Here is a 17,117-nt window from a genome sequence, read left to right on the forward strand (position 1 = left end):
GGGCCTCATGTGGTTAAGTCGGTCCGCTCCGGTTCTGGGAATCCGCTCTGCTCGGCTCGGCCTAATCTGAATCTCGACAGCCTTCCGGTCCCGAGCTTAGCCCGGCGCCAGCTCGGCGTCCGGCACCTTCAGTTCCGGGTACCTGTCAGCGCCTTGCGCGTCGCCGGCGATCCGGCTTTCCACAACACTCGCCATCGACTGCAGGTCGACCGGCGCGCCGGCCGTCTTTTCAATGGCGCCGACGACGAGGTCGGGGGCGATCCAGTCGGGCTTGTGGCCGAGATTTGCGACCCAGACCAGCTCGGCGCCGGGAATGTCGCGTTCGAGGCCGACGGAATGGACCGTGGCATAGACCACCTTGTCGCGATCGCCGGAGATGACCAAGGTCGGCGCCTTGATCTCACGGTAGCCAGGCGAGGCAGCGCGCACATAATCGTAAAGTTGGGCCACATCGCGGGCGTTGGCGCGGAAGGCAGGCGGCCTCAGAACAAGCGGAATGGAAGCCTTGCCGATATAGCCCTTCGGCACATTGTTCGGTGAAAACACGCAGGCCGTGGCATTGCCGATCCGCAGCATGCCAGCGGGGGAAGCAATGGTCTCCGAAAAAAGCCAGCCGACCACCGGAACAGCCGTCAATTTGTGATACCAGGCGGTCGCGCCGCCCGGCCACGGATGGCTGACGGGCGCCAGGAAGACGAGGCCGAGCGTTTTTTGCGGATGCTGGCGCGCGAAGGCGGTGGTGACCGCGCCGCCGAAGGAATGGCCGACGATGATGGCCCTTGCGATGCCGAGCCGATCCATCAGCGCAGCGACAGTGTCGGCCTGCGCCGCCAGCGTTTCGTTGTCGCCGCGCTCGGACCAGCCGAAGCCCGGTCGGTCGAGGAACAGCAGCTCGGCGCGGCCCTCGAGCAGAGGCCTCAGCGGCAGCATCTGGTCCTTGAGATTGGCACTGGCGCCATGCATGAAGACGACAGGCGGCAGACCGGCGCCGGCGGCGGGGACGTGGACATAATGGATGCGGGCACCATCGATGTCGGCGAATGCGCCGATCGGCGGATTGCGACGCTCGATCAGCCAGACGCAGGCGCGGGTAATGCCGGCAAGGGCGATGAGGAAGGCAACGAGGAGGAGGAGCGCGACGCAGATAAGATACATGCGGAAAGTACGAGGGCGAGTGGATTTAGTTTAGGAGCACGGCGAGTTTGGCGAGCTGGCGGCCTGCTGCCAGCCCAAATTATTGCCCGCTTCGGTGGAGTATCGCAAATGTTCAGCTTGGCCGGCCTGTCAACGTCAGGACGAAGCAGGAGCGAAGCTCCGTCGCGAAGCCGCTGGCATCCACGCCGTCACCTTGCGCGACGGCTGCAGGGGAGCAGAGGTCTGCACCACCGTCGCGGCGCGGAAAGTCACGGCATGGTCGTTGGGTCAAGCCCGAGGATGACGAAGAGCTGCCCCTCAAATGCCCTCGCCGGCCAGGTCTTCCGACAGCGTCGAGACCTGGCCCTGGGCGCTGCGCATCATCGGATAGATGGTGAGCACCTTCTGCCAGGCTTCCAGCGCCGACTGCTTGTGGCCGGTCTCGGCCATGATCTGCGCGAGACCGGACAGCGCGCCGAAATGGCGCGGTTCGAGCCGCAGCGTGTGGTCGATGTCCGACATCGACTTTCCATAGTTCTTCATCAGGAAATGCACGGTAGCGCGGCGGTTCCAGCCTTCGGCATAATCGGGCTGCAAGGTCACCACCTGATCGAGGAAATCGAGCGCGACGTCGAATTTCTGGTCTTCCGCCGCCCTTTGCGCCCATCGCATCATCAGGTCGATCGAGGCGCTGCCGGACTGGTTCCACTCATTCCAGATGCGGCCGGCGATGCGTTCGGCGGCCTTCTCGTTGCGCTCGCGTCTGAGATCGGCAAAGAGCTGGTCGAGCCGTCCCTGCCTGGTCGAGGCGACCGGCGGAGGCGTGATGGCGGGCGGCGGCGAAGCGGCGGGCGGCGTGGCCTCATCCTGCGCCGAAGCGGGCAAGGTCGTTCCGGAAAGGACGAGGGCAATGAAGAATGCAAAAAGAATCCGCATGTCCGGAATCTAGTCCCGGACGGCGGATCGTCAAAATGATTTTAGCGTGAGGGTCCGGCGAACCGGCAGTCGACATCAGCGGCGCGGCGCTTAGCGCCGCGCGCAAGTCTCAGCCCTGGCGCGCCTTGTAGCGCGGAGCGGTCTTGTTGATGATGTAGATGCGTCCCTTGCGGCGAACCAGCCGGTTGTCGCGGTGACGCGCCTTGAGCGCCTTGAGCGAATTCTTGATCTTCATGGTCTTGCCTGTTCGGTCGGGGGCCCGGTCCCGGGCCGAATTTTAAAGGCGCGCCCGAAAAAAGCGCGCCTTGAACTTGCGTGGCTCATAAACGAGGAGCCTTGCCCGTGTCAACCGCAAGCGGGCGGCTCTTATGCCGCAAATGGTGCGCTGATCAAATATTCGCCATAGGTAACGCGCGGCATTGCGCGACTCAGAGGCGGCTGGAATGTTGCGGGCCACGCCAGAGCGGGACATAGGTCCCCTCCGGTTATGTCTATTTGTTTAGCCGCATTTCTGCGACGCCAAGCGATTCCTCTAGGTTGCAGATGCTCTCAGCGAAACGGAGTCTTATCATGCGCCGTCTCTTTCTGCCCGCATGCCTTGTCCTCATCGCGACGGTTCCGGCTGCATGGGCCGAGGACTGCGATCGCAGCGACGACAGCCAGTCGATGATGAATATCTGCGCCAATGCCGATTATCAGGCGGCCGATGCCAAGCTCAACGCCGCCTACAAGGATATTGTCGGCCGCAATGACGAGAAGGCCAACAAGTTGCTGCAGACCGCACAGCGCGCCTGGATCACCTTCCGCGACGCCGAATGCGCCTATTCGACCGCCGACAGCGAGGGCGGTTCCATCCACCCGATGGAGGTTTCGCAATGCCTGACGGAGCTGACGACCGAGCGCACCAAGCAACTCACCTCCGGCCCCAACTGCCAGGAAGGCGATCCGAGCTGCGCCAGCCCGGACGAGGACGAAGACGTGCAGTAGTCGGCGTTAGCGCCGACGCTCAATGCGCGTGAAATGGCCCATCTTGCGGCCGGGCCGCGACTCGGCCTTGCCGTAGAGATGCAGCATCACGCCGGGCTCGGCGAGCAGCGCCGGAACCTTCAGCATGTCATCGCCGATCAGGTTTTCCATGACACAGTCGGAATGCCGTGCAGGCGAGCCCAGCGGCAGGCCGGCGATGGCGCGGATATGCTGTTCGAACTGCGAAACGATGCAGGCGGCTTCCGTCCAGTGGCCGGAATTGTGGACACGCGGCGCCAGCTCATTGGCTAAAAGCGAACCGTCGGCAAGCACGAAGAACTCGACGCCGATGACGCCGACATAGTCTAGCGCCGCAAGGATTTTTGCTGCCGCTTGCTTCGCCGCCGATGCGGTGTCCGGTGCGATGGCGGCCGGCAATGTCGACGTTCGCAATATGCCTTCGCGATGGATATTCTCGGCCGGATCGTAGGCTGCAACCGAGCCGTCCTGCCCGCGCGCGGCAATCACCGAAATCTCGCGCTCGAAAGCGACCAGCGATTCGAGGATCAGCGGCACATTGCCCATCGCCTCGCAGGTGCCGGCAAAGCCGCCGGTCTCCATGTTGCGGAAGACGCGCTGGCCTTTGCCGTCATAGCCCATGCGGCGCGTCTTCAGCACGCCGCTGCCGCTGAATTTCTTCAGCGCGGCCGTCAGCTGCTCGTCATTGTCCACTGGGCAGAATTCGGCTGTGGGAACGCCGATGCCGTTCAGGAAGCTTTTTTCGGTCACGCGATCCTGCGCGATTTCCAGCGCGCGGGCCGGCGGACAGACGGGAACGCGCGCCGCGAGTGTCTGCGCCGCTTGAACCGGGACGTTCTCGAATTCGTAAGTGACGACAGCGCTGGCGCCGGCCAGTTCGGCAAGGGCCGCCGGATCGTCATAGGCGGCGACGATCTGACGGTTAGCGACCTGCGCCGCCGGGCTGTCGGCCTGTGGCTCCAGGACGATGGTGCGATAGCCGAGGCGGGCGGCGGCCATCGCCAGCATGCGGCCGAGCTGGCCGCCGCCGATGATGCCGATGGTCGATCCCGGGGCCAGGCTCACGGGGTATCCGCCGGCTCGGTGGCGACCTTGGCGGTCTGTGCGGTGCGCCAGGCATCGAGGCGGGCGGCGAGTTTTTCATCGCTCAGCGCCAGGACGGCCGCGGCCAGAAGGGCGGCGTTGGCGGCACCGGCCTTGCCGATCGCTAACGTGCCGACCGGAATGCCGGCCGGCATCTGCACGATGGAGAGCAGCGAATCTTGGCCGGACAACGCCTTGGATTCCACCGGCACGCCGAAGACGGGCAGCGGCGTCATCGCCGCCGTCATGCCGGGCAGGTGCGCCGCGCCGCCGGCGCCGGCGATAATCACCTTGTAGCCGGCCGCCTTGGCGCCCTTGGCGAATTCATAGAGGCGGTCCGGCGTGCGGTGTGCCGAGACGATCAGTTTTTTGTGCGGGATGCCCAGCGCATCCAGCGTTTCCGCCGCCTGGCGCATCGTCGCCCAGTCGGACTGGCTGCCCATGATGAGGGCGACTTCGGCACGCTGATCGGTCAAGGTTTAAGCTCCCGGCGGCAAAGGCGCGCCTTAGCGGAATTCGCCGGCAGCCGCAAGGATTGTCGCGGCTGTGGGCCGACGGTGGCGAGGTCTAGTCCGGCCAGCGCAGCGCCCCGGATGAATCCTTGCGCGCCGCTTTCATCGCATCCGCGGGACGCTCCTCCGCGGTCAGCACGGCGCGCAGCCGCTCGGCGACGATCTCGGCCTCGCCGGGATGCAGGTTGCACGGGTCGAGGAAGAAGTGTCCGCGCTCGACCTCATGGTTGCGCACGATGACGGGCGGTGAGCCGGCGGCCAAAGCCGAGGTTAGGCCCGCGGCGGTGAAGCGGCTCTCCGGACGGACGAAGACCTGCAGGCGGTCGAGCGGGTTGGCGGTTGGGTCGGGCACGATCTCAGCGCCAATGCCCGGAATGCCTTGCAGCGCATCCTTCCACAGATCGAGCGCCGCCTCTTCGCGCCGGCGGATGCCGGCATGGTCGCGCTTTTCCCAGGCGTCGAGCGCCGCCATGGTGCCGGCGATGCTTTCCTTGCCGACCTTCATGGCCCGGGCGACGCCGCGATTCTGCAGATAGGCGGCGCGCACCAGATCCTTGCGGCCGGTGACGATGCCGCTGGTCGGGCCACTCAGGAATTTGTGGCCGCTGTAGACGACGATGTCGGCGCCTTGCGCGAGAAATGTCCGCAGATCGTATTCCGAAGCGGCATCGACGATCACCGGCACATTCTTGGCGTGGCAGATCTCGCAGAACTCCTCCAGCGAAAGCATGCCGTACTGCACCGTGTGGTGGGCGACGACGTAAAGCGCGGCCGCCGTGCGCTCGTTGATCGCCTCGCGCACGTGGTAATCCTGCGTGACGCTGACGGTGCCCGCCGGAATGACCTTGGCGCCGGCCACGCGGATCGACTGATCGATCGGCGCGCCGTAATTGACGATATGGCCGAGCTGGATGACGACCTCCGATTTCAGCCCTTCGGTGTCGTCGGGCAGCCGTTCGATGGCCAGCAGGTTGGTGCCGGTCATCGCGCCGGCGATCGCCATGGTGATGCCTGAGGCGCAGCAGGCGGTGATGAAGCCGGCCTCGCCGCCGGTGAGACGGGCGACGACTGCGCTCGCGGCGCGCTGCAAATCGTCCATCTCCACCCATTGCGAGGCGATCTCGGCCATGGCGCTGATCGCTTCCGGGACGATGATGGAAGCGCCGAGCGTCGTCATCGTGCCCGAGACGTTGATGATCGGACGGAGTCCCAGCCGCTCGCGGATCGTGGTGTTGGAGCCGTTCTCGGAATAGGTTTTCATGGCAGCAGATCCCAGTGTCAGGCGGCGATCTCGACGACCGCTTCGATTTCGACGGTGATGTTTCCAGGCAGCGAGCCGACACCGATCGCCGAGCGCGCGTGGCCGCCGATCTTGTCGAAGACATCGGCGAAGAGATCGGAGCAGCCATTGACCACCTTCGGGTGATCGCTGAAGGTCGGCGTCGCATTGACGAAGCCGAGCAGCTTGACGACGCGCACGATGCGCCCGAGGTCGCCCGCCGCCGCGTGCATGACGGCAAGCAGGTTGAGGCCGGTGAGCCGGGCATGCTCATAGGCCTGTTCGACGGTGACGTCCTCGCCGACCTTGCCGGTGCAAAGCGTGCCATCGGCGCGCAGCGGCCCCTGGCCCGAGAGGAAGATCAGCCGGCCGACCTCGGCATGAGTGACGAAGTTGGCGATGGGCGTTGGCGGCTCGGGCAGCGTCAGGCCGAGTTCGGCGAGCCGGGTGTAAGGCGTCATGGAAGAATGCTCCTTGGATGGCATTTGCCATCCGATGTCAGAATTGCGAGGCGCGGAAGCGCGCCAAAAAAGTCCGCAGGCGCTCGTTCGTGGTCTCCGCGGCAAGCACCTCCTTCGGCGGCCCGACGGCACTGACGCCGCCGTCGGCCATGAAGACGATGCGGCTTGAGGCGTCGCGGGCGAAAGCCATCTCATGCGTCACCATCACCATGGTCATGCCGTCCTCGGCGAGGCTTTTCACCACGGCCAGAACCTCGCCGACGAGTTCCGGATCGAGGGCCGAGGTGATCTCGTCGAGCAGCAGGATCTTCGGCTCCATGGCGACGGCGCGGGCGATGCCGACACGCTGCTGCTGGCCGCCGGAAAGCTCGGCGGGCAGGCTGTCGGCCTTGTGGGCGAGACCGACACGACCCAACCAGTGCTCGGCGATCGAGCGCGCCTCGGCGCTGCTCTTGCCGCGTACCTTGGTGAGGCCGAGCATGATGTTGCCGGCCGCCGTCAGATGCGGGAACAGGTTGAAGCCCTGGAACACCATGCCGGTCTCGGCGCGCATGGCGGCCAAGTCGCGCTCGCTGCGGCGCTGGCGCGCGCCGCCGTCGCGAAAACCGACCTCCTTGCCGTCGATGCGGATCGAGCCGCTGTCGTAGCTTTCGAGGAAGTTGACGCAGCGCAGCAGCGTGGTCTTGCCGCTGCCGGACGGTCCGATGATGGCGACCACCTCGCCCTTCGCCACCTTGAGGCTGACCGAGCGCAGTACCTCGACCGAGCCAAAGGATTTCGAGACCTCGGCGATATCGAGAAGCGCAGGGCTGTTATCGGAAGTGGTGGCCATCGTGCTATTCCCGGATGAAGGCAAAGCGCTGCTCCAGCCGTCGGCTGGCAAGCGAAAGCGCGTAGTTGACGCCGAAATAGAGAAGGGCGCCGAGGATATAGAGCGGCATCGCCTCATAGGTGCGGCCAATGACCTGGTTGATGGCCTGCATCAGATCGGTGATGCCGAGCAGCGAGACCAGCGCGCTGCCCTTGACCGCGTCGGTGACGCCGTTGATCCAAGGCGGCAGGAAGCGGCGGAAGGCCTGCGGGAAAATCACGTAGGTAAGGCGCTGGCGAAAGGTCAGGCCAATCGCCATCGCCGCTTCCGATTGGCCTTTCGGGATCGAGGCGACGGCACCGCGCAGATATTCGACGACCTGCGCGGTCTTGAACAAGGTCAACGCCAGCACCGCCGCCCAGAAGGACTGGAGATGCACGCCGACGGCCGGCAGGCCGTAATAGACGAAGAAGATCAGCACCAGGATCGGGATGCCGCGGACGGTGTCGCTGAAGATCCGCACCGCCCAGCGCAAGGGTGCGGGCCCGTAGACGAGGCCAACGCCGAGGACAACGCCGGCGATCAGCGACAGCACCACGACCAGCAGCGATACCCACAGCGTCAGCGCGAAGCCTTCGGCGAGGAACGGCAGGGCGTAAGCGATCTGGCCAAGCATCAGCGCGCCGTCCTATACCAGCGCTCGACCAGCCGGAGCGCGAAGAGCAGGGCGTAACCCGTCACCAGATACATCGCCGTCACCACCAGATAGACCTCGACGATGCGGAAGGTGTTGAAGTTGATCCACTGCGCGCCGTAGGTCAGTTCGGGCACGGAGATGACGGAAGCGACAGACGTGTCCTTGAACAGCGAGATGAACGTGTTCGAAAGCGCCGGCAGGGTGATGCGCATCATCGTCGGCAGCCGCACATGGACAAGCCGCTGCCATGGCGTAAGGCCGATCGCCTTGCCGGCATCGATCTGGCCGCGCGGCACGGCTTCGAGGCCGGATCGGAACACTTCGACGAGATAGGCGCCGCTGTAGACGGCAAGCGTGGCGACGAAGGACGTCTGCGCGCTGTAGGCCAGGTCGATGACGGTCGGCAGACCGTAGAAGACCAGATAGACCAAGAGGATCAGCGGCACGTTGCGGATGAATTCGACGTAAGACGCGATAATGCCGCGCACGACGCGCCCGGCCGAGACATACCAGACGGCCAGTACCAGCCCGATGACAATGCCGATGGCGATCGAGATCACCGCAAGCTCGAGGCTGAGCAGCAGTCCGCCCCACAGCTTGTCGAAATGGCGCCAGATCAGGTTGAAATTGAGCGTATAGCCCATGCGTCCGTCTCAATGGCCTGTGGTGACGATCCAGGATTCGTCACTGCAGGAGCCCGTGTCGAGGAGAACAGGCGGAAGGGCGCTTGTTGCGTCCCTCCGCCGGCTAAAGTCAGAAGGCTTCGTCAGATGACCGGGAAGCCCGGGTGGCGCGGCGGCGGCTCCTGGCCGAAATATTCCTTGAAGGCAGCGTCGTAGAGCGCCGTCTCGTGGCCGAACATGGCGATGGTGAAGGTCTGGTTGACGTAGGTCAGCCAGTCGAGGTCGCCCTGCCTGATGGCCGCGCCGTAAAGCATCGAATACCAGCTCTTGCCGGCGTCGAAGTATTTGTCCGGGTTGCGCGAGGCGAGCCAGCGCACGGTGGAGAGGTCGACCGCGGCGGCGTCGACACGCTTGGATTCCAGCGCCTGCAGCACGTTGGCCTGGGTGTCGATCTGCATGACCTGCGCCTGGGGCAGGGCAAAGTGCACCGAGTTTTCGGCATCGACATTCTGCAGGATCGAGATGCGCGTGGCGGAGCCGTTCGCCAGCAGCTTGTCGAAAGTCTTGTTCTCGGACCCCGGCAGCGTCAGCAGCGCGACGCCTTCGACATAGTAGGGGCGCGAGAAGTGGATCAGCTGCGAGCGCTGCCCCGTCATGGTCATGAACTGGATGGTGATATCGACCTTATTGGTGGTCACGTTCGGAATGCGCTGCGCCGGATCCTGCATGACGAATTCGACCTTCGTCGGGTCATCGAAAAGGCCCTTGGCGAGGATGCGCCCCATGGTGATGTCCATGCCGACCAGCTCGCCGGCATCGTTCTCGAAATGCCACGGCGCGTTGGTGCTGCCGGTGCCGACGATCAGCTTGCCGCGATCGAGCGCGGTCCGCAGCACGCTATCGGACGCGGCTTGCGCGGCGGCCTTCTCGGCGCTGACCGCGGTGAGCGCGCCGGCGGTGGCAAGTCCGGCCATTCCCAATTTCAGAAAATCACGTCTTCCGGATGTGTCGTTCACGGCGACCTCCTTTGGTGTGTGTTCCCCATGAATACACGCGTCAGCAATCGATATACGATTGTCTCTTACAAGAGACGTATGTATCCTGTACAAGACAGATACTAACACCGGGAATCGACAATGCAAGATGGCGAAGCGCTGACCGAGTGGCAGGCCGCAGGTTCGGACGAGGAGAGGCCCGCGAACTCTCGCGAGAAGGGTCTCAACCGCGCGCTGCACATTCTGGAGTTCCTGCATGCCACGCAGCGCGCGATCGGCATCGGCGAGCTGGCCAAGGGGCTCAACGCCCCCCGCTCGACGACTTACACGCTCGTTCGCGAGCTGGTCGGTGCCGGTCTCCTGGAGATGGCCGGCGACGGCAACCGCGTCTATTTCGGCAAGAAGCTTTACCTCTACGGAATGGCCTATATGCGCGGCAACGACCTCCTCAGGCGCGGACGGCAGGAGGTCGACACGCTGTCGCGCGAGACCGGCGAGACCTCGGAGCTGTGCATGCTGCAGAGCGGCCGCTACACGATCGTCCATTCGAGCCCGGGCACCAGGCCGTTCCGCATCAGCTCGGCCACCGGCCTGCAGATCCCGCTGCCTTGGACCGCGTCGGGCCGGCTGCTGCTCGCCGGCCTGGAACGCAGCCGGATCGAGGCGATGATCTCCCAGGACGACCTCGTGCTGCCGGATGGCCGCAAGATCGAGCTCGACGACTTCATCGACGACATCGCAAAAGCCCGCGTCACCGGCTATTGCGTGACGTCGGGCCTTGTCGACGCCTATACCAAATGCTTGGCGGCGCCGGTCTTTTCAGCGCCCGGGAAGATCGAGGCGACGATGTGCCTGGTGGTTCCGATCGACACGTCGGAAGATCGGACAGGCGAGCTGGTCGCGCTGCTGCGTGACCGCGCCGCGCGGCTTTCGATCCCCTAGCCGTCGAGCGAAGGAAGCTGCCGGTCAGGCGATGATGTCGGGGATGATGCGGTCTTCCAGCGCCATCAGCCGGTCCTTCAGCATCAGCTTCTTCTTCTTCATGCGCTGGATCTGCAGCGGGTCGCAACCCACGGCGATCATCGCATTGATGGCGGCGTCGAAATCGGCGTGTTCCTGTTTGAGCCGGGAATATTCGAGGCGTATCTCAGCCTGTTCCTGTTCGGACATTATCTACCGTCTGCGTATGCGTCGCCCAGGGATGGGCCTTTGGGCGGGGCCGGTGGGGTTTGTGACCGGCGCGCCGCTGATATCACATTTCACATTGTCGTGGAATGCTACCACGCGGCATTCGACATCGAGATTGGTTGGTGGCAAACTGTCATCGTGCCGTCACAGTTGCGACCTGCGGTGGACGTGCCTGAGACGGCTGCAATCGAGGAATCCATGAAAGGGAGAACCAATCATGTCTCTTGCATCCCATCTTGATGAGCTGCAGCGGAAGCACGGCGACATCGAGCGCGAGCTTATCGACGCGATGAATCATCCTTCGGTAGACGACCTCGAGATCGCCACTCTGAAGCGGCGCAAGCTGGCAATCAAGGACGAGATTGAAAAGCTGAAGGCGAAACCGACGGCACACTGAAACTCCTCTAGGCAGCATAAACCGCACCCGTCGGGTGCAACCCAACCGGTGGCAAGAATGCCGCCGGTACGGTGAGTTTACGCCTGAATTTCCCGAGTCTTCCCGGAATGCAACCGCAGCCCGATGTGGGCTGCTGAACCGCGCGGCCGCCAACCAAGCGCAGCCGATTTGCGGACCGTGGCTGTCACCGGCCATTGACAAGCCATCTTTGCTCCGCCACCTCATGCCCGGAACTTCCAGATGAAGGCGGCCGGCATGACCGGATATTTTTCTTCTCCTTTCCCGCGGCGCGCATCGGTCGGCGTCGATGTCGGCGGCGTGATGGTCGGCGGCGGCGCGCCGGTCGTCGTGCAGTCGATGACCAACACCGATACCGCCGACATCGATCAAACCGTTGCCCAGGTGGCGGCGCTGCATCGCGCCGGCTCGGAGATCGTGCGCATCACTGTCGACCGCGACGAGAGCGCCGCTGCCGTGCCGCGCATCCGTGATCGGCTGGCCCGGCTCGGCGTCAACGTGCCGCTGGTCGGCGACTTCCACTATATCGGTCACAAGCTGCTCGCCGATCACCCGGCCTGCGCCGAGGCGCTGGCGAAATACCGCATCAACCCCGGCAATGTCGGCTTCAAGGAAAAGAAGGACCGCCAGTTCGCCGCGATCGTCGAGATGGCGATCAGATACGACAAGCCGGTGCGCATCGGCGTCAACTGGGGCTCGCTCGACCAGGAGCTCTTGACCCGGCTGATGGATGACAACCAGGGCCGGGGCTCGCCGCTCACCGCCCAGGAAGTCACCCGCGAGGCGATCGTGCAGTCGGCGATCCTGTCGGCGGAGATGGCGGAAGAGATTGGGCTCGGCCGCGACAAGATCATCCTGTCGGCCAAGGTCAGCGGCGTGCAGGATCTGATCGCCGTCTATACCGAGCTTGCGACCCGCTCCAACCATGCGCTGCATCTCGGGCTGACCGAGGCCGGCATGGGCACCAAGGGCATCGTCGCTTCCTCGGCTGCCATGGGTATCCTCCTGCAGCAGGGCATCGGCGACACGATCCGCATCTCGCTGACGCCGGAGCCGAACGGCGACCGCACGCGCGAGGTGCAGGTGTCGCAGGAACTTTTGCAGACGATGGGCTTCCGGCAGTTCGTGCCGATCGTCGCGGCCTGCCCCGGCTGCGGCCGCACGACCTCCACCGTCTTCCAGGAGCTGGCCCAAAGCATCCAGGCCGACATCCGCAAGAACATGCCGGTGTGGCGTGAGAAATATCCGGGTGTTGAGAACCTCAAGGTCGCGGTGATGGGCTGCATCGTCAACGGCCCCGGCGAATCCAAGCATGCCGATATCGGCATATCTTTGCCCGGAACCGGCGAGACGCCGACAGCGCCGGTGTTCATCGACGGCAAGAAGGCGGCGACGCTGCGTGGCCCCTCGATCGCGCAGGATTTCGAAAAGATGGTCGCCGACTATATCGAGCAGCGGTACGGACACGGCAAAGCCGCCGCGGAATGAGCCATGCAGCGCTTGCTCAGGACGGCACTGATCCTGATTTGCGCGCTGATCCCTGCCGGTCAGGCATTCGCCGATCCGCCGCAGTCGCGATCGGCCGCAAAACGGCTGATCAACCGCGTCTGTGATCTGATCGAAACTCAGGCCGAGCAAAATGGCCTGCCCAAGGATTTCTTCGCCCGGCTGATCTGGAAGGAGAGCCGCTTCGATCCCAATGCGGTGAGCCCCGTGGGCGCCGAAGGCATCGCGCAGTTCATGCCGGGCACGGCCAAGCTGCGCGGGCTTGCCGATCCCTTCGACATCGGGCAGGCGATCCCCGCCTCGGCCAAGTATCTTGCCGAGATGAAGGCGGGCTACGGCAATCTCGGCCTCGCGGCTGCCGCCTACAATGCGGGCGAGAACCGCGTATCGCGCTGGCTGTCCTCCGGCGGCTTCCTGCCGATGGAGACCGAAAGCTATGTCTTCGACATCATGGGCGAGCCGGTCGACAAGTTCTCGGACACCGCCTATGCCGGCACTATCCGGCCGCTCGATCCGAAGATGAGCTTCGCGGTCGCCTGCCGCAGGCTGCCGGTGATCATGTCGCGGACCGTCGCCATGGCCTCGATCAACGTCAAGCCGTGGGGCGTCCAGGTGGCCGGCAATTTCCGCCGCTCCGCCGCAATCAGCCAGTGGTTGCGGGTTCGCGGCCGATTCCCTTCCCTGCTTGGCAGCCATGATCCTGTGGTCAGCCGCGTGCGCACGCCGATCGGCCGGCGCGGCATCTATGCGGTCAGGATCGGTGCCGACTCGCGCGCCGAGGCCAACGGCATCTGCAATAAGCTGCAAAGCGTCGGCGGGGCGTGCCTGGTTATGCGAAATCGGTAGCTCAAGCCGTCTTCGCCGCCACCGTCTCGCTGAGCCAGGTGCCGATCTTGGCGCCGAGGCGGTCGGGAGAGACCGGCTTCGGCAGGTAATCGTCCATGCCGGCTTCCATGCATTTTTCGCGGTCGCCCTTCAGCGCATGCGCGGTGACGCCTATGATCGGCGTATGGCTGCCGCTCTGCCCTTCGATGGCGCGGATGGCGCGCGTCGCCTCGTAACCGTTCATCTCAGGCATGGAGACGTCCATCAGCACCAGCCTCGGGCGCAGCGAGCGGTACATCTCAACCGCGGTGCGGCCATTGCCGGCAATGCGATAGCTGAGGCCGAGGCCGTTGAGGATCTGGCCGAAGACCAATTGGTTCACGTCATTGTCCTCGGCGATCAGGATATCGATCGGACCGCTCGGCGCCGCCGCCGGTTCGGGCGAGAGGACCGGAACGGCTGGACCACGGATGACGGTGAAGGGCGGCGGAGCCGACTGGACGACGACCGGCTCGCGCACGAAATGCGCCTTGCCGCCTTGCGTGCGCGCCTTCTGGATGGCGGAGATCACGGTGCCGAGCAGCACCGCCGAACGCGCCGGCTTGGTGAGATGCGCGACGATGCCGAAATCGATCACCAGTCGGCCGAAATCGACCTGGTCGACCGAAGTGAGCAGCACGACCGGAATGGAAGACAGGCGGCTGTCGGCGGCGATCGCCTTGGCGACATCGGCGCCGTTCATGCCGGGCATCTGGTAGTCAAGGATGATGCAGTCGACCGAAGCGCCGAGCTGGCAGGCGCGGTCGAGAAAGGCGAGGCCGACGGCGCCGCTTTCGGCCGCGGCGCAGTCGAAGCTCCAGCTGCGCAGCTGCTCGAGCAGGATCTCGCGATTGACCGGGTTGTCGTCGATGACCAGGACGCGGGCGCCGGTTACGTCGACCGGCACGATCTCGTCGCGCGCCTGCTGTTTGTGTGCCGGCAGCGGTACGGCGAACCAGAAGACCGAGCCGCGGCCGATCTCGCTTTCAACGCCGATCTTGCCGCCCATCAGGTCGACGAGGCGGGCGGAGATGGCAAGGCCGAGCCCGGTGCCTTCGTGACGACGGGTGGACGAGCCGTCGACCTGGGCGAATTTCTCGAACACGCTCTGCAGCTTTTCGGCGGGGATTCCGATGCCGGTGTCCTCGACGCGGACCTTGAGCTGGACGGTCCCATCGACCACATCGCCGCCGACATCGATCAGCACATGCCCCTTCTCGGTGAACTTCACCGCATTGCCGAGCAGGTTGGTAACGATCTGGCGGAAACGGCCGGCGTCGCCGACGACGAAGCCAGGCAGGCGCGGGTCGACGCGCACGATGAGCTCGAGGTTCTTTTCGGCAACGCGGGCCGAGACCAGCGTGGCCACGTCCTCGACCGCTTCGGCCAGGCGGAACGGGGCGGGGTCGAGCGTCAGCTGGCCGGCATTGATCTTCGAGAAATCGAGAATGTCGTTGATGATGGTGAGCAGCGCGTTGCCGGATTTGACGATGACGTCGGTGAAGGTCTTCTGGCGCGGCGTCAGCTCGGTCTTGGCGAGAAGCTCGGCCATGCCGAGCACGCCGTTCATCGGCGTGCGGATCTCATGGCTCATATTGGCGAGGAATTCCGATTTCGCCCGGTCGGCCGCCTCGGCCTTGAACAACGATGCGGCGGTTTCGGCGAAGGCGCGGCGGATCGCGTTCTCCATCGGCCGGAAGATCAGAACCGCGGCGATGGCGATGACGGCGATCAGCAGACCGCTCGCCCATAGGAGCAGCCGGTCGCTGGCGGCATCGGCGAGGCGCCGCTCGTCATCGAGCGCGGTGCGCACGCGAACCAGCATCGGCTGGGCGAAAAGATCGTTCTGGTTGCGGATCTCGCGGTAGCTCCATTCGTCGACTGTCTGGGCCACCGACATCAGGTTGAAATTGCGCACCATGTCGCGCGCCGACCAGAACAGATCGTCGTTCACCGAAGCGGATTCGAGCGCATTGAGCGTTTTCTTCGACAGCCGCGGCCTGATCGCCGCGAGCTGCGCGTTCAGGATTTCGATCTCGCCCATCAGCCGTTCGGAATGGCCGCGCGCGGCTGCGGTCAGCCCATCGCGGGTCTCAGCCCGCCACACGGTTCCGGTCGTCTCGGCGAAATTGGTGGCGTTGCGCAGGTCGCGCGAGAAGATGACGAAATTGGCGCTCAAGGCATCGACTTCGTGGCGGTATGAGTTCACGCGGTTGAGCGCGAACATGACGACCGCCGAGGCCAGGGCAAAGACGAGCAATCCCGAAATATAGCGGACCCGGATCGACCGGATGAAGGAGGAATACTCCGGCATGCGTAACCCCAACCCAAACGCACAATTTTAACGGTCGGGATTACGCTTGATTTACATTAAGATTTCGTTGGTGCGGCTGCCTGTCTTGCCTGCGCATTTAGGGCTCAGGGGCAGATTTAAGCACGTCAATCCGTCGACAGGGAAAACTCGTTGGCGATGGTGACGTGGTGGTGAATGCGTCCCTCGAAATACTTGGCCAACACCGCCTCGGTCGCGGCGCGAGATTCCGAGCGGGCGGGGCTCGCGAGCGCGGCCTCGACCGCGGCCATGTCGCGATAGTTGATTGCCAGGATCATCGGGAATTCCGGCGCGCCGTCGTCGCGCTTCTCGGCAAAGCTGACGCGTACGTCTAGCGCGCCCGGGAAAGCCTTCCACTTCGGCAGGACGGTTCTGATCACATCCTCGCGGAAGGCTTCGGTTTGGCCGTCCTTCACCTTGCCTTCAAACAGCGCATAGCGTGTGATCATGCTGCGGGCTCCTCATCCTTGCGTCGGAAAAATTCCATCAAAGCGGCCTGGTCCTCGCCACCCAGTCCGGCGGCCGTCAACAGCCGGTGCACTTCAGCGCAGACGGCCGTCAGCGGCATTGCGGTGTGCGTGCGCCGCGCCAGGTCCTGCGCAGCGTTGAGGTCCTTCACCATGTTGTCGATGCGGCCGGTGCGGCGGTAGTCGCGGGTGGCGAAGCGCGGCAGGTATTCCTGCAGGATGGCGCTGTCGGCGCGGCCGCCCTTCAGCGCCTGCGGAATCTTGAGCGCGTCGACACCGGCGTCCAGCGCCAGCCGCGTCGCTTCCGCCACAGCCATGAAATTCAAGGCGCACAGCACCTGGTTGATCAGCTTGGTCGTCTGGCCCGCGCCAGCCGGACCCATATGGGTATAGTTGCTGGCGACGTGGTAGAGCACCTTGTGCGCGTCCACCACATCTTCCGCCTTGCCGCCCGCCATCAGCGTCAATTCGCCGACCAATGCCTTCGGCGCGCCGCCCGAGAGCGGAGAGTCGACCCAGCGCAGACTCCTTTCGCCGGCGTCCGCCGCCAGCTGGCGCGTCGCGTCGGGGTCGATAGACGACATGTCGATGATCAGCGTGCCGGGCTTCGCGCCGGCGGCGACGCCGCCATCTCCGAACACGGCGCGGCGCACGATCGCCGCGGAATTGAGGCTGAGGATGACGAAGTCGGCCGCTGCGGCGGCCGCGGCCGCGCTGGCCGCGGCGCTGGCGCCCTTCGCAACCAGCGTTTCCACCTTGGTCGTGTCGAGATCAAACACGAAGAGTCGGTTGCCGGTAGCGAGCAGGCG

General features: G+C 64.6%; 20 protein-coding genes. 5 read left to right on the forward strand and 15 right to left on the reverse strand.

Annotated elements, in window-relative coordinates:
* Nucleotides 1–96: 96 nt before the first annotated feature.
* The 3 genes from EOA49_RS09485 to ykgO all read right to left on the reverse strand — a co-directional run bounded on the left by EOA49_RS09485 (nucleotide 97) and on the right by ykgO (nucleotide 2,305).
* Nucleotides 97–1,155 (reverse strand): alpha/beta hydrolase, encoded by a 1,059-nt coding sequence (locus tag EOA49_RS09485; protein ID WP_127240601.1) that lies wholly within the window; start codon nucleotides 1,153–1,155, stop codon nucleotides 97–99.
* A 297-nt stretch (nucleotides 1,156–1,452) separates the two neighbouring features.
* Nucleotides 1,453–2,070 carry a hypothetical protein gene (locus EOA49_RS09490; RefSeq protein WP_067001924.1) on the reverse strand — a complete coding sequence of 206 codons (618 nt, stop codon included), beginning with the start codon at nucleotides 2,068–2,070 and terminating at the stop codon, nucleotides 1,453–1,455.
* A 109-nt stretch (nucleotides 2,071–2,179) separates the two neighbouring features.
* Nucleotides 2,180–2,305 carry a type B 50S ribosomal protein L36 gene (gene ykgO, locus EOA49_RS09495; protein WP_040974291.1) on the reverse strand — a complete coding sequence of 42 codons (126 nt, stop codon included), beginning with the start codon at nucleotides 2,303–2,305 and terminating at the stop codon, nucleotides 2,180–2,182.
* A 335-nt stretch (nucleotides 2,306–2,640) separates the two neighbouring features.
* On the opposite strand from ykgO, the gene EOA49_RS09500 reads away from it, so the two are divergent.
* Entirely contained in the window at nucleotides 2,641–3,057 is a 417-nt protein-coding gene (locus tag EOA49_RS09500) for a lysozyme inhibitor LprI family protein (RefSeq protein WP_067002206.1), read from the forward strand.
* Between the two features lie 6 nt (nucleotides 3,058–3,063).
* Here EOA49_RS09500 and EOA49_RS09505 read toward each other — a convergent pair whose 3' ends face one another.
* The 8 genes from EOA49_RS09505 to EOA49_RS09540 form a co-directional block, all read right to left on the reverse strand.
* A complete protein-coding gene (locus tag EOA49_RS09505; protein WP_095828369.1) occupies nucleotides 3,064–4,140 on the reverse strand; it encodes a 5-(carboxyamino)imidazole ribonucleotide synthase in 1,077 nt (358 codons plus the stop codon).
* Complete coding sequence (purE, locus tag EOA49_RS09510; RefSeq protein WP_127240600.1) at nucleotides 4,137–4,634, reverse strand: 5-(carboxyamino)imidazole ribonucleotide mutase; 498 nt, start codon at nucleotides 4,632–4,634, stop codon at nucleotides 4,137–4,139. Before purE ends, EOA49_RS09505 begins: the two co-directional genes overlap by 4 nt.
* Nucleotides 4,635–4,725: 91 nt before the next feature.
* Entirely contained in the window at nucleotides 4,726–5,931 is a 1,206-nt protein-coding gene (locus tag EOA49_RS09515) for an aminotransferase class V-fold PLP-dependent enzyme (protein ID WP_127240599.1), read from the reverse strand.
* 17 nt (nucleotides 5,932–5,948) lie between these two features.
* Nucleotides 5,949–6,410 carry a RidA family protein gene (locus tag EOA49_RS09520; RefSeq protein WP_127240598.1) on the reverse strand — a complete coding sequence of 154 codons (462 nt, stop codon included), beginning with the start codon at nucleotides 6,408–6,410 and terminating at the stop codon, nucleotides 5,949–5,951.
* A 37-nt stretch (nucleotides 6,411–6,447) separates the two neighbouring features.
* Nucleotides 6,448–7,242, reverse strand: coding sequence for an amino acid ABC transporter ATP-binding protein (locus EOA49_RS09525; RefSeq protein WP_067319368.1), 795 nt, complete (start codon nucleotides 7,240–7,242; stop codon nucleotides 6,448–6,450).
* A 4-nt stretch (nucleotides 7,243–7,246) separates the two neighbouring features.
* Nucleotides 7,247–7,897: an amino acid ABC transporter permease gene (locus EOA49_RS09530; protein ID WP_067001941.1), complete on the reverse strand. Its 651-nt coding sequence runs from the start codon at nucleotides 7,895–7,897 to the stop codon at nucleotides 7,247–7,249.
* Nucleotides 7,897–8,562: an amino acid ABC transporter permease gene (locus tag EOA49_RS09535; protein WP_067319366.1), complete on the reverse strand. Its 666-nt coding sequence runs from the start codon at nucleotides 8,560–8,562 to the stop codon at nucleotides 7,897–7,899. The genes EOA49_RS09530 and EOA49_RS09535 overlap by 1 nt, the downstream gene beginning before the upstream one ends.
* 122 nt (nucleotides 8,563–8,684) lie before the next feature.
* Nucleotides 8,685–9,515 carry a transporter substrate-binding domain-containing protein gene (locus EOA49_RS09540; RefSeq protein WP_189413851.1) on the reverse strand — a complete coding sequence of 277 codons (831 nt, stop codon included), beginning with the start codon at nucleotides 9,513–9,515 and terminating at the stop codon, nucleotides 8,685–8,687.
* Between the two features lie 162 nt (nucleotides 9,516–9,677).
* Here EOA49_RS09540 and EOA49_RS09545 point away from each other — a divergent pair, with 162 nt between their 5' ends.
* Nucleotides 9,678–10,478: an IclR family transcriptional regulator gene (locus EOA49_RS09545; RefSeq protein WP_095824056.1), complete on the forward strand. Its 801-nt coding sequence runs from the start codon at nucleotides 9,678–9,680 to the stop codon at nucleotides 10,476–10,478.
* Nucleotides 10,479–10,502: 24 nt separating this feature from the next.
* On the opposite strand, the gene EOA49_RS09550 is transcribed toward EOA49_RS09545, so the two are convergent.
* Entirely contained in the window at nucleotides 10,503–10,706 is a 204-nt protein-coding gene (locus EOA49_RS09550) for a DUF465 domain-containing protein (RefSeq protein ID WP_127240597.1), read from the reverse strand.
* Between the two features lie 235 nt (nucleotides 10,707–10,941).
* Here EOA49_RS09550 and EOA49_RS09555 point away from each other — a divergent pair, with 235 nt between their 5' ends.
* The 3 genes from EOA49_RS09555 to EOA49_RS09565 all read left to right on the forward strand — a co-directional run bounded on the left by EOA49_RS09555 (nucleotide 10,942) and on the right by EOA49_RS09565 (nucleotide 13,491).
* Nucleotides 10,942–11,121, forward strand: coding sequence for a YdcH family protein (locus tag EOA49_RS09555; RefSeq protein WP_040998838.1), 180 nt, complete (start codon nucleotides 10,942–10,944; stop codon nucleotides 11,119–11,121).
* 255 nt (nucleotides 11,122–11,376) lie between these two features.
* Nucleotides 11,377–12,627 (forward strand): flavodoxin-dependent (E)-4-hydroxy-3-methylbut-2-enyl-diphosphate synthase, encoded by a 1,251-nt coding sequence (ispG, locus tag EOA49_RS09560; protein ID WP_067319688.1) that lies wholly within the window; start codon nucleotides 11,377–11,379, stop codon nucleotides 12,625–12,627.
* A 3-nt stretch (nucleotides 12,628–12,630) separates the two neighbouring features.
* Nucleotides 12,631–13,491: a lytic transglycosylase domain-containing protein gene (locus EOA49_RS09565; RefSeq protein ID WP_095799807.1), complete on the forward strand. Its 861-nt coding sequence runs from the start codon at nucleotides 12,631–12,633 to the stop codon at nucleotides 13,489–13,491.
* 1 nt (nucleotide 13,492) lies between these two features.
* Here the strand turns inward: EOA49_RS09565 and EOA49_RS09570 are convergent, their stop codons facing one another.
* From EOA49_RS09570 to EOA49_RS09580, 3 genes are all read right to left on the reverse strand, one after another.
* Nucleotides 13,493–15,823, reverse strand: a complete 2,331-nt coding sequence (locus EOA49_RS09570) for a response regulator (protein WP_127241078.1) — start codon at nucleotides 15,821–15,823, stop codon at nucleotides 13,493–13,495.
* Between the two features lie 125 nt (nucleotides 15,824–15,948).
* Nucleotides 15,949–16,290, reverse strand: a complete 342-nt coding sequence (locus EOA49_RS09575; RefSeq protein ID WP_127241079.1) for a hypothetical protein — start codon at nucleotides 16,288–16,290, stop codon at nucleotides 15,949–15,951.
* Nucleotides 16,287–17,117, reverse strand: an 831-nt coding sequence (locus EOA49_RS09580; RefSeq protein WP_164749207.1) for an NAD(P)-dependent oxidoreductase, incomplete at its 5' end; no start/stop codon positions are given. The genes EOA49_RS09575 and EOA49_RS09580, both read right to left, overlap by 4 nt.

This window comes from Mesorhizobium sp. M1A.F.Ca.IN.020.04.1.1 (assembly GCF_003997315.1).
Taxonomy (GTDB): domain Bacteria; phylum Pseudomonadota; class Alphaproteobacteria; order Rhizobiales; family Rhizobiaceae; genus Mesorhizobium.

Coding starts and splice junctions, on each gene's coding strand:
- EOA49_RS09535 (WP_067319366.1), bottom strand. CDS start 8,562: ATGGGCTATACGCTCAATTTCAACCTGATCTGGCGCCATTTCGACAAG.
- EOA49_RS09565 (WP_095799807.1), top strand. CDS start 12,631: ATGCAGCGCTTGCTCAGGACGGCACTGATCCTGATTTGCGCGCTGATC.
- EOA49_RS09525 (WP_067319368.1), bottom strand. CDS start 7,242: ATGGCCACCACTTCCGATAACAGCCCTGCGCTTCTCGATATCGCCGAG.
- EOA49_RS09530 (WP_067001941.1), bottom strand. CDS start 7,897: ATGCTTGGCCAGATCGCTTACGCCCTGCCGTTCCTCGCCGAAGGCTTC.
- EOA49_RS09515 (WP_127240599.1), bottom strand. CDS start 5,931: ATGAAAACCTATTCCGAGAACGGCTCCAACACCACGATCCGCGAGCGG.
- EOA49_RS09570 (WP_127241078.1), bottom strand. CDS start 15,823: ATGCCGGAGTATTCCTCCTTCATCCGGTCGATCCGGGTCCGCTATATT.
- EOA49_RS09575 (WP_127241079.1), bottom strand. CDS start 16,290: ATGATCACACGCTATGCGCTGTTTGAAGGCAAGGTGAAGGACGGCCAA.
- EOA49_RS09485 (WP_127240601.1), bottom strand. CDS start 1,155: ATGTATCTTATCTGCGTCGCGCTCCTCCTCCTCGTTGCCTTCCTCATC.
- EOA49_RS09500 (WP_067002206.1), top strand. CDS start 2,641: ATGCGCCGTCTCTTTCTGCCCGCATGCCTTGTCCTCATCGCGACGGTT.
- EOA49_RS09555 (WP_040998838.1), top strand. CDS start 10,942: ATGTCTCTTGCATCCCATCTTGATGAGCTGCAGCGGAAGCACGGCGAC.
- EOA49_RS09540 (WP_189413851.1), bottom strand. CDS start 9,515: ATGGCCGGACTTGCCACCGCCGGCGCGCTCACCGCGGTCAGCGCCGAG.
- ispG (WP_067319688.1), top strand. CDS start 11,377: ATGACCGGATATTTTTCTTCTCCTTTCCCGCGGCGCGCATCGGTCGGC.
- EOA49_RS09550 (WP_127240597.1), bottom strand. CDS start 10,706: ATGTCCGAACAGGAACAGGCTGAGATACGCCTCGAATATTCCCGGCTC.
- ykgO (WP_040974291.1), bottom strand. CDS start 2,305: ATGAAGATCAAGAATTCGCTCAAGGCGCTCAAGGCGCGTCACCGCGAC.
- EOA49_RS09520 (WP_127240598.1), bottom strand. CDS start 6,410: ATGACGCCTTACACCCGGCTCGCCGAACTCGGCCTGACGCTGCCCGAG.
- EOA49_RS09490 (WP_067001924.1), bottom strand. CDS start 2,070: ATGCGGATTCTTTTTGCATTCTTCATTGCCCTCGTCCTTTCCGGAACG.
- EOA49_RS09545 (WP_095824056.1), top strand. CDS start 9,678: ATGCAAGATGGCGAAGCGCTGACCGAGTGGCAGGCCGCAGGTTCGGAC.